This window comes from Knoellia tibetensis, assembly GCF_048606415.1.
Lineage (GTDB): Bacteria > Actinomycetota > Actinomycetes > Actinomycetales > Dermatophilaceae > Knoellia > Knoellia tibetensis.
Genome location: NZ_JBMBWF010000004.1, coordinates 52,206 through 67,637 on the forward strand (window position 1 = coordinate 52,206; position 15,432 = coordinate 67,637).

A 15,432-nucleotide genomic window follows, 5' to 3' on the forward strand; every position below is an offset into this window, starting at 1 on the left:
AGGCGGAAAACTTGGGACAGTCAGTCCTTGGCGTCGGACCAGCGGGCGATGACCGAGGTGTCGGCGACGAACCGCACCGGCGCGCCCGCCGCCCACCGCCGGGACGCGTCGGCCAGCGCGCGGTCGACGAGCGCCGACACCTCCTCGGCCCGGTCAGCGGGTGCGTGCACGAGGAGCTCGTCGTGCAGGCACAGCACGATCTCGGCGCCCAGCGGTGCACCCAGCGCGCGGACCGTCGCGGCCCACGCCTTGAAGAGCTCGGCCGCGGCCCCCTGGATGATGGCGTTGCGTGCGAACCGTCCCCGCGCCGCGTCGAGCGCCGGGTTCGTGCCCACCGGTGACTGTGCGAGAAAGCGACCCGTCGGGATGAGCCGGCCGCCGAAGGTCCGCAGCGGCTCGCCACGCACGCCGCTGTCGTAGGCACGGTCGAGCAGCCCCATCGCGACGGGATAGGCCCGCTCGAGCCCTCGCAGCGCCTCGCCCGCGGCGCCGCTGCGCTGGCCGTACATCGCCGCGAGGACAGCGACCTTGGCCACCGGGCGCTCGACGCCCAGCCGAGACGCGACAGGGGCGTAGAGGTCGTCGGCGCGGGTCGCCTCGGCGAAGACCGGGTCGCCAGAGACGACGGCGAGGACCCGCGGCTCGATCTGCCCGAGGTCCGCTCGGACGAGCACGTGCTCGGGATGGGCGGCGACTCCCGGCCGCAGCGCCGCCGGCAGGTTGTGCAGCCCGTTCTCGGCGGTCATCCGTCCCGCCGCGCCGTCGCACGCGGACCAGCCGCCGCGCAGCCGGTCGTCCGCCCCCACGCACTCGTCGAGCCAGCGGTAGCCGTAGGTCGTGGCGATCCGCTCCGCCTTGCGCCACGTGAGCAACGCGTCGACGACGGGGTGGACCTGCCGGTAGGCGTCGAGCACCCACTTGCGCGTGTTGGGCACGTCGACGCCGACCCCGGCGAGCATGTCGCGCACCTGCTGCGGGTTGCGCAGGTCGGTCGACTCCCGACCGGGCACATGCTGCAGCACCTGAGCGTCGCGCTCACGCCGGGCTGCCGCGGCCGCCTCCTCCGATGCCGCGCGCGGGCCCGCGAACTCGCCGATGAGCCGCTCGAGGACGACGCGGTCGACGGGCAGGCCGCCGCGCTCGAGCTCGAGGCACAGCAGGGCCGCGGCCGACTCGGAGTGCACCGTCCCGACGGTCCGGGCGCCGAGCGAGGCAGCGCGCTCGCGCTGGCCCACGGCGCACTCCAGCGCCGCCTCGGCCCACCGGAGCAGCCGCTCGTCGGTCTCGAGCCAGCCCGACGCGGCGTCGGCGCGCAGGTGGCCGTCGGGCCGCACGAGGTCCTCGGCCCCCACCTCGTCGCCCGCCGAGAAGTCGAAGAGGTCACCTGCCGACGGGGCCGGCATCGTCGAGACCGGTATGCCGTGTGCCCCCGCCCAGACACGTCCGGGCTCCGCGTTCCACCCGCCGTGGAGGATCCGGTGGGCCTCGGCGAGGTCCCAGGCACGAGCGAGGGGCGAGCCGGCCGCGGACACCAGCGGGCCGGCATACCGGGCGGACCACCAGACCCACCGCGGACGGGAGGAGGCCTCGAGGCGGGCGAGGTCGCGAGCGACGTCGGCAACTGCCCCGACGCTGCGGACACCGTCGCCGACGAGCGCGGCACGACCACCGTGGACGACGGCGGCGACGAGGTCGGCGGGACCGCCGGCGTAGGCCATGGGCGAAGCCTAGGTGAGCGTCAGGACACCCCCGCGCGCGAGCGGCGCACCCGCGTTGACGTGGCAGGATCGGCAGGGACAGCAGTCGCGACGGTGCCGGCGTGAGCCGCGCACCACAGGAGGTCATCAGTGGGACTCTTCGGATTCGGCAAGGACGACGCCAAGGACGCCAAGGACCAGATCGCGCAGACGAAGTCCGCGCTCGAGCAGGCCCAGGAGGCACCCAGGGACCAGGGCTTCGTCGGCAACTCCGCCACGAAGATGGTCGAGAACCTCCTCGACACCGGCATCGACGGCAAGGGTCCCTTCGACTCCGCCGCGAAGGTGGCGGCCGCCGCGCTGAAGAAGAACAACGGCAACGTCGAGGCAGCGGTCGACGACATCGTCAAGGGCCACGTCAGGCTCGCGGCCGCCGGCGGGTTCGTCACAAGTCTCGGCGGGTTCATCACCCTCCCGGTCTCGCTGCCGGCCAACGTCCTCGGCTTCTACCTCATCGCGACGCGCATGACCGCGGCCGTCGCATCGCTGCGCGGGCACGACATCGCCCAGCCGCAGATCCGCACCGCCGTCCTGCTCACCCTCGTGGGCGCCGACGCCGACGACCTCCTCGCCACGGCGGGCATGGTCGCCCCGGGCGGACGGCTCACCAACCTCGCCGCCCAGCGGCTCCCCGGCCCGGCGCTCATGGTCGTCAACAAGGCGATCGGGTTCCGGCTGCTCTCGACCGCGGGCAAGAAGACGTTCTCGCGCTTCGGCCGCAACGTGCCGCTCGTCGGCGGCATCGTCGGCGCCGGGCTCGACGGCTGGCTGCTCAAGCGCATCTCCGACAACGCCCGACGCGAGTTCCCCACCGCGACGACGCAGATCGCGCAGGCCTGACATGGCGTTGGCCTCCAAGGTCACGACGTTCAAGAGCCTCGCGACGGCGATCCGCATCGCCACCCGTCCGGGCGGCCCCTCGATGGTCGAGCGGGCGCAGGCGGTGCCGCGGCTCGTCAAGGCGGTGCGCTCGGGGGAGTACACCGGGACATCGGCCGGGCGGCTGCTCATGATCGCCGGGGCGGCGGGCTACCTCGTCTCGCCGGTCGACCTTCTGCCCGAGGCGCTGCTCGGCGCCTTCGGCCTTGCCGACGACGCGGTGGTCGGGTCCTGGCTCGCCGCGCAGCTCGTCACCGAGACCGAGGCGTTCCTCGAGTGGGAGCGCTCGACCGGGCGCGGTTCGGGCCACGGAGCCGGTCCCGCCACCGCCGCTGACGCGGTGCCGGGTGAGGTCGTCGACGACGCGTCTCGTGGGGGTTCGGTCCCGCCGCGTGCCTGAGCGTCGTCCACAGACGTCGCGTATGCCGTCCGCCGTCCACAGCGGCGTAATCTGACGCTTTCGTGGTGGTCGGGGCCTCCCGAGGGTGGCTCCATGACCACAGTGAAAGTCTCCACCACCGACGAGATGCTGGCCCTGCTCCCGCATCAGGTCGGCCACCGCATCTCACGCTCGCTCACCGTCACCGTCGTCTCCGGCGGCCTGCTCGGGCCCGTGGCGCGGATCGACCTCCCTCCCGAACGCGACGTGCGGCCCACGGCGCGGCTCCTGCTCGAGGGCCTGTTGCGCGTCGCGCCAGAGGCGGCCCTCGTGGTCGGTCACGAGAGCGTGCCCGGCGAGTCACGGTCGCTGTTGCAGGCCGTCCACCGGGGTCTGCGCTCGGCCGGCGTCGGCATCATCGACCACGTCGTCGTGCGTGACGGTCGATGGTGGGGATGGTGCTGCCGACCCGCCGACGAGCTCGACGGTCTCCTTCTGGAGCACATCGAGGGGCACCCCGTGCCTGACGACTTCGAGGTGCCGGCGGTCGCCGAGCTCATCGTCCGTGGCAGCGCTCCGCTCGGCAGCCGCGACGAGGTCGGTGCCCTCGTCGCGGAGGACCCGGCCCGCAGCGCATCCGTCGGCGGGGTGCTCGAGCGACTGGCCGAGGGGGACGCGGGTTGCGAGGTCGAACGGCGGCCGGAGCTCTGGGCCCGCGTGCTCGACCCCGAGGAGGACCGACGCGATGGGTGCGCAGCGTCGGACGAGGAGCTCGCCCACATGGTCCGCTCGTTGGTTGACAAGGCCTGGCGCGACGCCCTCGTCGCGTGGATGTCACCGGTGATGTTCCCGCTCGACAAGGTCGACGACGTGTCGACAGAGCTGTTGCGCCGACATGTCAGGACCGGCGCGGTGACCACCTCCGAGCACTCGGAGATGGTGCTTCGCCGCCTGCTCGCCATGACGACCCGTGTGCCGGACACGTGGCCCGCCGAGGCCGCCGCGCTCTGCACGGTCGCGGGCTGCGTGGCGTGGGGAGTCGGCAACGGCTCGACGGCCGGCGACGCCGTCGAGCGCGCCCTGCGCGTGCATCCCGGCTACACCCTCGCGGGCTACCTCGTGCGGATGGTCGAGCACCAGCTGCGACCGCGCCACCGGTGGGGCGAGGTCGCCGCCTGATCGGCCCTCTCACGGTGCGGACAACCCTCCCGCACGGCACGGCGGCGCACCTAGACTCTGCCCAGGTCAAGAGTCCCAGCGTCAAGCCCCGGCTTGCTGGGCGGCAACCCTCCTCGCGGTGGGGTGCCCCGGGTGAGGACACGGCCCGTCGGCACCGATGGGCAAGCGCGATGTGCGAGGAGCACCCCGATGACGATCACCGACCTCCCGACGACGGCCCACTGGCGTCCCGGCGACGACCCGGGCGACCGGCGGTTCGTCGACGTCGGCCCCCTCGAGCTCGAGCGGGGCGGCTTCCTGCCGGAGGTGACGGTGGCCTACGAGACGTGGGGGACGCTCAACGCCGCCCGCGACAACGCCGTTCTCGTCGAGCACGCCCTCACCGGCGACTCGCACGTCGAGGGACCACCCGGGGCGGGCCACCCGACGCCGGGCTGGTGGGACGGGCTCGTCGGGCCCGGGCGACCGCTCGACACCGACCGCTTCTTCGTCGTCGCCAGCAACGTTCTCGGCGGCTGCCAGGGCACGACCGGGCCGTCGAGCGACGCGCCGGACGGCCGTGCGTGGGGCGGCCGCTTCCCCTCCGTGACGATCCGCGACCAGGTCGCCGTCGAGGCCCGACTCTCGGACCACCTCGGCATCGAGCGGTGGGCCGGGGTGCTCGGGGGCTCGATGGGCGGCATGCGGGCGATCGAGTGGGCGACGACCCATCCTGAACGGGTGGCGACGTGCGTCGTCCTCGCGTCGACGGCATACGCGACGGCCGACCAGATCGCCTGGTGCCAGCCGCAGCTGCTCGCGATTCGCAGCGACCCGGCGTTCCACGACGGCGACTACTACGAGCACGGGGTGGCCCCGAGTGACGGCCTCGGGATCGCGCGACGCATCGCGCACGTCACCTACCGCCACGAGGGCGAGCTCGCCGAGCGGTTCGGCCGCGACGCGCAGCCGGGGGAGGAGCCGCCCGACCGGGGTGGACGCTTCGCCGTCGAGTCCTACCTCGACCACCACGCGGGCAAGCTCGGCCGCCGCTTCGACGCCAACTCCTATCTCGTCCTCAGCGAGGCGATGAACAGCCACGACGTCGGGCGAGGGCGCGGGGGTGTCGCCGCGGCACTCGCCGCGTTCGAGGGCCACCTCGTCGTCGCGGGCGTCGACACCGACCGCCTCTATCCCGAGCGGCTCTCGGACGAGATCGCTGCGCTGCGCCCCGGGACGACCCTGCGCCGGATCGCCTCCAGGTTCGGGCACGACGGCTTCCTCATCGAGATCGAGCAGGTGGGCGCGGTCATCCGGGAGGCGTTCGCGACCGCCGAGGACTGACCGTCGCGCCGCCTCCAGCGCCCCCAACCGGGCCGTCCTGCCTCCGTGTCCTCGCTCACATTCTCCGGTAGCGTCCAGCCAAGAGCCGTCCGGCTGATCACCTGACTGAAGGAGACACTCGTGGCCATCGTCGTGGGATACATCCCGACCAAGGAAGGCGCAGCGGCCCTGGCCCGCGCCGGCGAGGAAGCACTCCTGCGCAAGACCGACCTCGTCGTCATCAACTCCGGACGCGACGGTGCGGGTGACGACTCCGAGGAGCTGGACCGTCTCGGCGACGAGCTCAAGAGCAAGGGCGTGGGGATCACGGTCCGCCAGCTCATCAGGGGCAACGAGCCTGCCGAGGACCTCATCGCCGTCGCCGAGGAGATCGGCGCCGACCTCATCGTCATCGGGCTCCGGCGGCGCACCCCCGTCGGCAAGCTCATCCTCGGCTCCAACGCACAGCGCATCCTGCTCGACGCGCCCTGCCCGGTGCTGGCCGTCAAGAGCTGACACCACACGCTCGTGGAATCGCCGCGGACCCCCGGGAATGCAGAAGGGGGACCGCGGCGATTTATAATGGTGATGTTCCCTTCGCGCAACGGTCGATCCACAGCATCGCGGAGTCCGTGTGAAGGGGTGCAAACCAGACCAGCATGTCCCTGCTCCGCCAGCTCGTGAGCACTGCCGTGCCTCCCCGTGACGAAAGGTTGTCGGTGTCGCCTGTGTCCACGAACGCCTCCGAGACGCCCCTCCCCGCCGAGTTCAGCCACCCCGCCCTCCAGGACCTCGTCCGGACGGGCCGCACCACCGGCCAGGTGTCCGGTGAGCAGGTGTCGCAGGCCATCGTGGCCGCCGGCGTCCGGGCCAGCCGGGGGCGCATCGTCCTCAAGGCGCTCGCCGGTCAGGGCATCGAGGTCGTCATGACCGCGCCCGACCGCGCCGTCGCCGCGACCAAGGCGACCGCCAAGAAGACCACGTCGGCGACGACGAAGAAGGCCGCCGCCAAGAAGGCGACCCCGACCAAGGCCGCAGCCGCCAAGAAGGCAGCCCCCACCAAGAAGGCCGCGGCCGCCGAGGCCCCCGCCACCGAGACGGCAGCCGCCAAGAAGACGGCCAAGGCCGCCACGACGAAGAAGGCCGCGGCCGCCGCTGCCGCCCCGGCGACGAAGGGCGCTGCCAAGGGACCCGCCGCCAAGAAGGCGACGGCGAAGAAGGCCGCCGCCACCAAGGCCGCAGACTCTGACGCCGAGGTCGACGGCGAGGACGCCGAGCCCGAGGACGTCGACGAGGCCGAGCTGGCCAAGGTCGCCGCCGAGGAGGTGGGCACCGACACCGCCACCGAGTCCACCGACGACAGCACCGACTCCGAGGACTCGGACGAGACCGAGGACGGCGACAAGGCCAAGACCGAGGCCGCGCCCGAGAGCGCCGGTGGCTTCGTCCTTCGCGACGACGACGAGGAGGACGCCCCCGTCCAGCAGGTCGTCACCGCCGGCGCCACCGCCGACCCGGTCAAGGACTACCTCAAGCAGATCGGCAAGGTCGCCCTCCTCAACGCCGAGCAGGAGGTCGAGCTCGCCAAGCGCATCGAGGCCGGCCTCTTCGCCGAGGAGCGCCTCAACTCCGGCGACAAGATCGACATGAAGCTCAAGCGCGAGCTCTGGTGGATCGCCCAGGACGGCAAGAACGCCAAGAACCACCTCCTCGAGGCCAACCTGCGTCTCGTCGTCTCGCTGGCCAAGCGCTACACCGGTCGCGGCATGCTCTTCCTCGACCTCATCCAGGAGGGCAACCTCGGCCTCATCCGTGCGGTCGAGAAGTTCGACTACACCAAGGGCTACAAGTTCTCGACCTACGCGACGTGGTGGATCCGCCAGGCCATCACCCGCGCCATGGCCGACCAAGCCCGCACCATCCGCATCCCGGTGCACATGGTCGAGGTCATCAACAAGCTCGCCCGCGTCCAGCGCCAGATGCTCCAGGACCTCGGCCGCGAGCCCACCCCCGAGGAGCTCGCACTCGAGCTCGACATGACCCCGGAGAAGGTCGTCGAGGTCCAGAAGTACGGCCGCGAGCCCATCTCGCTGCACACCCCCCTCGGTGAGGACGGCGACAGCGAGTTCGGTGACCTCATCGAGGACTCCGAGGCGGTCGTCCCCGCCGACGCCGTGAGCTTCACGCTCCTCCAGGAGCAGCTGCACTCGGTGCTCGACACGCTCTCCGAGCGCGAGGCCGGGGTCGTCTCGATGCGGTTCGGCCTCACCGACGGCCAGCCCAAGACGCTCGACGAGATCGGCAAGGTCTACGGCGTGACCCGCGAGCGGATCCGCCAGATCGAGTCCAAGACGATGAGCAAGCTCCGTCACCCGTCGCGCTCGCAGGCCCTGCGCGACTACCTCGACTGAGTTCCAGCCCAGAACGTTCTCGTATGCCGTGTGCCCGCCCGGGCACACGGCATACCCGCGTCTTCGGGAACCGTCGGAGGCGACGGACTGAGCTCAGCGGTGCGGACAGCTGGGTTGGCGGCCGGGTGACTGGGTAGACCGGGCTAACCCGCCCGATGCGTGTTTCCGCAGGTCACGGCGCTGAGGGTGCCGAGTGACCATGCACGGCGCCATCCGCGTGACCAGCACCGTATAGCCCGTCGGGATGAAATCGCGAATGAGAGGCCCCCGGAGCCCTCGGGTTTGCCCATTCGCCGTATGAGCCTGCGCAGCGACCTGTTCTCTTGGTCCTGATCGCAAGACCTTCCCTGCCAGGAGTAGCTCATGTCCTCGTCACCGCTGCGCGCCTTCCCGCCCTCCACCTCTCGGGACAAGCGGCGCCTGCCGGCGGTGCTGGCCGCGTCCGCCATGGTTCTCGCCGGGGTCGCGGCGTGGGCGCCGGCGGCCCAGGCGGCGTCCGTGACGAGTGCCGTCTTCTCCGGCGGGGCAGGGACGTACACCGCGGCCAACGGCACGGTGTACGCGAGGGCGGGAGGGGCGCTGACACTGACCGTCAACACCGACGGCAACACCCGCTGCGTCGACGTCATCGACGGCAACGGGAACACCATCGCCACCAAGAGCGGCGGCAACTCCAACTCATGGACCTTCAGCGGCTCGGCATATCCGTGGCTCACGGCCGGAACCGGGAGCGGAGCGGTGCAGTACACGACCAAGGCCTGGCGCAACGTCAACGGGCAGGACAAGTGCGTTGCCAACCAGAACGAGACGTTCGGGGTCCAGTCGGCGTCGTACACGCTCGACAACACCGCGCCGACGGCCACCGGTGCGCTGAGCCCTGCGCCGAACGGCGCCGGGTGGAACAAGGCCGACGTCACCGTCACCTGGACTGGTGCCGACAGTGGAGGCTCGGGCGTCAAGAGCGTCACCCCGGCCGCTGACACCGTGACCACCGACGGCACGGTGACGAAGACCGCAACGGTCACCGACAACGTCGGCAACACCGCGACGAGCGCCCCCGTCACCGTCAAGCTCGACAAGACCGCGCCGACCATCACCGGGTCGCGCACCCCCGCGGCCAACGCGAACGGGTGGAACAACACCGACGTCACCGTCTCGTTCGTGCCGGCCGACGCGACCTCCGGCGTGAAGTCCTCATCGCCTGCCACCACGCTCAGCACCAGCGGCGCCAACCAGTCGGTCACCGGCACGGCGACCGACAACGCCGACAACACGGCCAGCACCACCGTGGGGGGCATCAACATCGACAAGATCGCGCCGACTCTCTCCGGCAAGCCCACCACCGACCCGAACACCGCTGGTTGGTACAAGGGTGACGTCACTGTCGCCTGGACCGCGGCCGACGCTCTCTCCGGCACCACGAACCCGGCCAACACCACGATCGGCGGTGAGGGCACGGGCCTCACTTCGAGCGCCACCGCCGCGGACAAGGCTGGCAACACCAGCGGCTCGGTCCAGAGCGCGCCTGCGGTCAAGATCGACCGCACCGCCCCCAACACCACCGTCACCGCGCCGCCGGCCTGGAACAAGAGCGACGTCACGCTGACCCTCGTGCCCAACGACGCCCTGTCCGGCGTGGCGAAGACCTTCTACGAGCTCGACGGCGCCGAGCCCGTTGCTGGCACCAGCGTGCCGGTGACCGCCGAGGGCAACCACACCCTGACGTTCTGGAGCACCGACGCCGCCGGCAACACCGAGGCGCCGCACACGGTCTCCTTCGGCATCGACAAGACCTCGCCGACGATCGGGCACACCCAGAGCCCGGCCGCCAACGGCGACGGATGGAACAACAGCAACGTCACCGTCACCTTCACCTGCTCCGACGCGGTCTCGGGTGTCGCGAGCTGTACCGGTCCCCAGACTCTCACCACGGAGGGTAAGTCCCAGGTCGTCATCGGCACCGTCGAGGACAACGCGGGCAACACGGCGACCGACCCCGCAGCCGTCAGCATCGACAAGACCAAGCCGGTCATCACGGTCGACCCCCTGCCGGCGCCGAACGCCAACGGCTGGTATGCCGACGACGTCACGGCGACCTTCACCGCGACCGACGCGCTGTCCGGCGTCAAGACCCAGGACCGCGCGCACACCTTCGGTGAGGGTGCCGCCCAGACGGCCACCGCCACCGCCACCGACGCCGCGGGCAACAGCGACTCCGTCACCACGTCGGAGATCAGCGTCGACAAGACCGCCCCGACCATCACCGGCGTGGTCGTCGGCACTCCGAACGCGAACGGCTGGTTCACCGGCGACGTCACGGTCGAGTGGACCTGCGCCGACAACCTCTCAGGCGTCGTCGCCTGCCCGGCCGGCTCCGTCGTGACGGGTGAGGGCAGCGGCCTGTCCGCCTCCGCCTCCGTCACCGACAAGGCGGGCCACACCACCACCGCCACGGTCGGCGGCATCAAGATCGACCGCACGGCGCCGAGCACGACCGCCACCGGTGTCCCCGGCGGCTGGGTCAACGCCCCCGTCACGGTCGGGCTCCAGGGCACGGACAACCTCTCCGACGTCGACAGCACGTACTACGCCGTGGATGGTGCGACCACCCCCACCAAGGGTGACAGCGTGACCGTCGGTGGCGAGGGCGTCCACACGGTGAGCTACTACTCGGTGGACAACGCGGGGAACAAGGAGGACGCCAGGAGCTTCACCGTCAAGGTGGACCTGTCCTCCCCGAGCATCACCCCGAGCCAGTCGCCTGAGCAGAACGCCCGGGGCTGGAACAACACCGACGTGTCGGTCAGCTTCTCCTGCGCCGACCAGGTCGCCCTGTCGGGCCTGAAGGCCTGCACCGCCCCGACGACCGTCACCACCGAGGGCAAGGCCCAGAAGGTCACCGGTGAGGCCAGCGACAACGCCGGCAACAGCGTCTCCGGCACCGCGACCGTGAACATCGACAAGACCGCCCCCACCATCACCGGCGCTCCCGACCGGGACGCGAACGCGGCCGGCTGGTACAAGGACGACGTCACCGTCTCCTTCGACGGCGAGGACGCGCTCTCCGGGATCAGCACCGTGACCGGGCCGCAGCACCTGGGTGAGGGAGCCGGCCAGAAGGCCGACGGCACCGCGGTGGACAACGCGGGCAACAGCGCCGCCACCTCGGTCACCGGCATCAACGTCGACAAGACCAAGCCGAACCTCAGCGCCGCGCCGACCATGGGGCCCAACGAGAACGGCTGGTACAAGAGTGACGTCACGCTGAACTGGTCCGCGGACGACGTGCTCTCGGGTCTCTCCGGCCCCGCCCCGGAAGACTCGGTGCTGTCCACCGAGGGCGAGGGACAGACCGTCTCCGCCTCCGTGTCCGACAAGGCCGGGAACACCACCACCGCCACGAGCGCGCCCGTCAAGATCGACAAGACCGCCCCGCGCACCGACGTCTCGGCGCCGAGCGGCTGGGTCAACGAGAGCGCCACCGTCACCTTTGACGCCCGCGATGCCCTCTCCGGCGTGAGCTCCACCCACTACCGCCTCAACGGTGGTCCGGACGCCGTCGGCACCTCCGTGCAGCTGACGAGCGAGGGCACCCACACCATCGAGTACTCCTCCGGGGACCTCGCCGGCAACCGCGAGGACGCTCGGACGGTGACGGTGCAGATCGACAAGAGCAAGCCGACGATCACGCACACCTTCGACCCGAAGGCCAATGCCAACGGGTGGCACAGGGACGACGTCACCGTGACGTTCACCTGCGACGACCAGTCGACGCTCTCCGGCATCGCCAGCTGCACCGCGCCCCAGAAGGTCACGACCGAGGGCGAGGACCAGCCGGTCACCGGTACCGCCACGGATAACGCCGGGAACACGGCGACCGACCGCGCCACGGTGAGCCTGGACCGGACCAAGCCCACCATCACCGGCAGCCGCACCCCGGCGGCCAACGGGTTCGGCTGGAACGACACCGACGTCACCGTCCACTTCGAGGGCACGGACACCCTGTCCGGGATCGACACGGTCACGCCCGACGGGACCTTCGGCGAGGGGACCAACCAGTCCCTCGAGGGCACCGCGGTGGACGCTGCCGGCAACTCCGCCAGCACCACGGTCGGTGGCATCAACGTCGACCAGACCGACCCCACGCTGAGCGGCAAGCCCACGACGGCTGCCAACGGCAACGGCTGGTACAAGGGCGACGTCACGATCGGCTGGACCGCCGGTGACGACCGCTCGGGCGTGGTGTCCACCCCTGCCAACAGCACCGTCACCGGTGAAGGCGCGAACCTCAAGGACACCGCGACGGTGTTCGACAAGGCCGGCAACAGCACCACCGCCGACAGCGCCACGGTGAAGATCGACCGCACCGCTCCGACCACCGGCGCCGACGCACCGGCCGGCTGGAACAACACCGCGGTGACGGTGAGCCTCAGCGCCTACGACGGCCTGTCCGGTGTGGAGGCGACGTACTACAAGGTCGACACCGCCGACCCGGTCAGGGGCACGTCCCTCACCATCAGCACCCAGGGCGTCCACACCCTGACCTACTGGAGCGTCGATGAGGCCGGCAACACCGAGGCGGCTCAGACCGCCACGGTGAAGATCGACCTGACCGACCCGACCATCGACTACACGGTCACGCCGGCCCCCAACGCCAAGGGGTGGAACTCGTCCGCGGTCACCGTCACCTACCAGTGCGATGACGACCTGTCCGGTGTTGCCGCCTGCTCGCCCGAGCAGAAGGTCACCACGGACGGCAAGGACCAGGTTGTGCCCGGCACCACCGTCGACAACGCAGGCAACACCCAACACGTCGACGCCAAGGTCAGCATCGACACCGTCAAGCCGACCATCACCGGTGCGCCCGACCGCGCGGCCAACACCAACGGCTGGTATGCCGGTGACGTCACCGTCAGCTACAGCTGCGCCGACGCGCTATCCGGCATCGCCGACTGCACCTCCCCGGCGAAGCTCGGCGAGGGCAAGGCGCAGAACGCCAAGGGCACCGCCACCGACGCCGCCGGCAACACCGACGACGTCACCGTGGGCCCGATCAGCGTCGACAAGACCGCTCCCACCCTGAGCGGCGTCCCGACGACCGGGCCGGGCACGGACGGTTGGTACACGGGCGACGTCGCCATCACGTGGACCGCAGACGACGCGCTCTCCGGCATCGACGGTGCGGCCCCGGCCAACAGCGTCGTCGACGGCGAGGGCACCGGCCTCACGGTCGGCACCTCGGTCCGCGACCTCGCCGGCAACGAGACCTCGGCCACGAGCGCCCCTGTCAAGATCGACCGGACCGCGCCGACGACCACGGTCTCCGATGTCTCCGACTGGAGCAACAGCGCCGTCACGGTCACGCTGGATGCCGGTGACAACCTCTCCGGGGTCGCCATGACTCGCTACCAGCTCGACACGGACGCGGCGAAGACCGGCACCAGCGTCACCATCGACACCGAAGGCGTGCACACGCTCCAGGTGTGGAGCGTGGACGTCGCCGGCAACGTCGAGGCCCAGAAGAACATCGAGGTCAAGATCGACAAGACCGCCCCCGGCATCAGCCACACGCAGGCGCCGGCCGCCAACTCGCGCAGCTGGAACAACAGCGACGTGAAGGTGACCTTCACCTGCACCGACACCGGCTCGGGCATCGCCTCCTGCACCGCGCCCCAGACGGTCAGCAGCCAGGGCCAGAACCAGCCGGTCGTGGGCAAGGCCGTCGACAAGGCCGGCAACAGCTCCACCGACCCGGCCACGGTCAGCATCGACAAGACCGCCCCCACCGTCGCCGGCAGCCTGTCGGCCGACGCCAACGCCCACGGCTGGTTCAACGCGAACGTCACCGCGACGTTCACCTGCGCCGACCAGGACGGGCTCTCCGGGGTCCTCTCCTGCCCCGGACCGACGACGCTCGGCGAGGGCAGGGACCAGCAGGTCACCGGTGTCGCCACCGACGCTGCCGACAACGTCAGCACCCCGGCGAGCGTCAGCGGCATCAACGTCGACAAGACCGACCCGACCCTGAGCGGCGCCGTGACCGCGGCTCCCAACGGCAACGGCTGGCACAAGGGCGACGTCACGGTGAAGTGGACCGCGAGCGACGCGCTCTCCGGCCTGCTCGGCAACGCCCCGGCCGACAGCACCGTCACGGGCGAGGGCGACGCCCTCTCGGCCGGTGCCGCGGTGAGCGACAAGGCCGGCAACACCAAGGGCGCGACGGTCGGTGGCATCAAGATCGACCGCCACGCCCCGAGCACCACGGCCACCGCACCCGCTGGCTGGCAGAGCAGTGACGTGACTGTGAAGCTCAGCGCCACCGACGTCCTCTCCGGCGTCGCGAGCACGCACTACTCGGTCGACGGGGGCGCGTCGAAGTCCGGCACCGAGGTCGTCGTGACGGCCGAGGGCAGCCATGACGTCGCCTACTGGAGCGTCGACAGGGCCGGCAACACCGAGACGGCGGCAACCGTGACGGTGCTGGTGGACAAGAGCCTGCCGACCATCAGCGGCGCCGCCACCACCAGCCCGAACCCGGCCGGTTGGTACCGCGCTCCCGTCACCGTCGCGTTCACCTGCGCCGACGCTGTCAGCGGCATCGACAGCTGCCAGCCCGATGTCCCCCTCGCGGCCCAGGGCGCCAACCTCAGCGCCACCGGCACCGCGGTCGACAAGGCGGGCAACAAGGCCTCCACCACGGTGGGCGGGATCAACATCGACACGGTCGCTCCCGCCGTGACGATCGCCGGCGTGACCAACGGCGCGCAGTACACGATCGGGAACGTCCCGGCCGCCACGGCCTCGGCCACCGACGCCACCAGCGGCCTGGCCGCCCAGGCGACGGGGACCACGACCGGCGGCACCAACGGGGTCGGCACGTTCACCTACACGGCGACCGCGACGGACAAGGCCGGCAACGTCGGCACCGTCTCGGTGACCTACACCGTCGTCTACGGCTTCGGGACCACGCTGTTCCTCCAGCCCGTCAACGACACCGCCCACCAGACGGGCGTCTCGACCAGCGTCTTCAACGCCGGCCAGACGATCCCGATGAAGTTCGAGCTCCGCAACGCCTCGGGTCAGGTCATCCAGGCCTCCACGGCGCCCAAGTGGCTCACGCCGGTCAAGGGCAACGCCACCACCGCGGCGGTCAACGAGGCGGCCTACACGGCCACGCCGACCGTCGGCGGGGTCTACGCGCTCAACGGCAGCCAGTACCAGTACAACTGGAAGACGGAGAAGACCATGGCCGGCTTCTACTGGCGGGTGGGCGTCGCGCTGGACGACGGCAAGACCTACTACGTCAACATCGCCCTCCGCTGACCCGGAGCAGCAACGGAGGGGCCCCGCACCGACCTCGGTGCGGGGCCCCTCCGCCTGTCACCGGTTCATGGCAGTGGGAGCCGGACGCCACCTCGCCGGGACCTCGCTCCCGGACGCATCCCGTATGCCGTCCGCCCACCGGAAGGGCGCGGCATACCGGAAGCCCCCTACACGCACCCCGTATGCCGCCCGCCCACCGGAA

Annotated in this window: 8 protein-coding genes and 1 riboswitch; of the genes, 7 read left to right on the forward strand and 1 reads right to left on the reverse strand. The window is 71.1% G+C overall.

The window, feature by feature from the left end:
- Positions 1-20: 20 nt before the first annotated feature.
- Positions 21-1,718 (reverse strand): DNA polymerase, encoded by a 1,698-nt coding sequence (locus ACOJV7_RS15525; RefSeq protein ID WP_420191128.1) that lies wholly within the window; start codon positions 1,716-1,718, stop codon positions 21-23.
- A 129-nt stretch (positions 1,719-1,847) separates the two neighbouring features.
- Between ACOJV7_RS15525 and ACOJV7_RS15530 the strand changes: the two genes are divergently transcribed.
- The 7 genes from ACOJV7_RS15530 (at position 1,848) to ACOJV7_RS15560 (ending at position 15,230) form a co-directional block, all read left to right on the forward strand.
- Positions 1,848-2,597, forward strand: coding sequence for a hypothetical protein (locus tag ACOJV7_RS15530; RefSeq protein ID WP_420191129.1), 750 nt, complete (start codon positions 1,848-1,850; stop codon positions 2,595-2,597).
- A gap of 1 nt (position 2,598) precedes the next feature.
- Positions 2,599-3,036, forward strand: coding sequence for a YkvA family protein (locus tag ACOJV7_RS15535; RefSeq protein WP_420191130.1), 438 nt, complete (start codon positions 2,599-2,601; stop codon positions 3,034-3,036).
- 93 nt (positions 3,037-3,129) lie between these two features.
- Positions 3,130-4,194, forward strand: a complete 1,065-nt coding sequence (locus tag ACOJV7_RS15540) for a DUF4192 domain-containing protein (protein ID WP_420191131.1) — start codon at positions 3,130-3,132, stop codon at positions 4,192-4,194.
- Between the two features lie 64 nt (positions 4,195-4,258).
- Positions 4,259-4,368: riboswitch (SAM riboswitch) on the forward strand.
- A 15-nt stretch (positions 4,369-4,383) separates the two neighbouring features.
- Positions 4,384-5,517: a homoserine O-acetyltransferase MetX gene (metX, locus tag ACOJV7_RS15545; RefSeq protein ID WP_420191132.1), complete on the forward strand. Its 1,134-nt coding sequence runs from the start codon at positions 4,384-4,386 to the stop codon at positions 5,515-5,517.
- 120 nt (positions 5,518-5,637) lie between these two features.
- Positions 5,638-6,012: a universal stress protein gene (locus ACOJV7_RS15550; protein WP_420191133.1), complete on the forward strand. Its 375-nt coding sequence runs from the start codon at positions 5,638-5,640 to the stop codon at positions 6,010-6,012.
- A gap of 212 nt (positions 6,013-6,224) precedes the next feature.
- Positions 6,225-7,907: an RNA polymerase sigma factor gene (locus tag ACOJV7_RS15555; protein ID WP_420191277.1), complete on the forward strand. Its 1,683-nt coding sequence runs from the start codon at positions 6,225-6,227 to the stop codon at positions 7,905-7,907.
- Positions 7,908-8,270: 363 nt separating this feature from the next.
- Positions 8,271-15,230: an OmpL47-type beta-barrel domain-containing protein gene (locus tag ACOJV7_RS15560; protein ID WP_420191134.1), complete on the forward strand. Its 6,960-nt coding sequence runs from the start codon at positions 8,271-8,273 to the stop codon at positions 15,228-15,230.
- The last annotated feature ends 202 nt before the right edge of the window (positions 15,231-15,432 follow it).